The organism is Gilliamella sp. GillExp13 (assembly GCF_001690815.1).
In the GTDB taxonomy this organism is placed as follows: Bacteria; Pseudomonadota; Gammaproteobacteria; order Enterobacterales; family Orbaceae; genus Gilliamella; species Gilliamella bombi.
Genome location: NZ_LZHJ01000111.1, coordinates 1 through 591 on the forward strand (window position 1 = coordinate 1; position 591 = coordinate 591).

Below are 591 nucleotides of genomic sequence, written 5' to 3' on the forward strand. Positions count from 1 at the left end.
GTAATGGTAAGCCAATAGAGTCTTCGGTATGGCGCCAAGTTGAAAAATACCTCATGCTTTATTACAGCCCAGAGCAGATTGCTGCACGTTTAAAGAAAGTCAGCGTCCAATCAATCTATAACTATCTTTATCAAAATAAAGCGCGCTATGAACAATTCAAACCTTATCTAAGGCGAAAAGGCAAAGCCTATAGGCATTGTAAGGCACCGAGTATTAAAGAAGGAGACCGCCGTTATAAACGGTCAATTAAACAACGTCCAAGTTATGTAGAAAGCCGGAAAACGCGAGGACATTGGGAGGGAGATACGATTATTAGCCGTAAAGACAAGCAAGCATTGGTGATATTAGTTGAACGCAAAACAGGGCTAGTATTAATTGGGCGCCTCAATCAACGTACCGCCTCCGAAACGAGAGATATGATAATAAAATTGCTAACGCCGTTTGAAAAAATGGTTAAAAGCATCACCTTTGATAATGGAACCGAATTTAATTATCATCATGCTATTGAGTATTATTTAAACACCACCGTGTACTTTGCGGAGCCTTATAAAAGCTGGCAAAGAGGCACAAATGAAAACACCAATGGCTTAA

1 protein-coding gene is annotated in these 591 nt (G+C 39.9%); it reads left to right on the forward strand.

The annotated features are described in order from the left end of the window. On the forward strand, positions 1 to 591 hold a 591-nt coding region (locus A9G37_RS08050), incomplete at both ends, for an IS30 family transposase (RefSeq protein WP_141671130.1).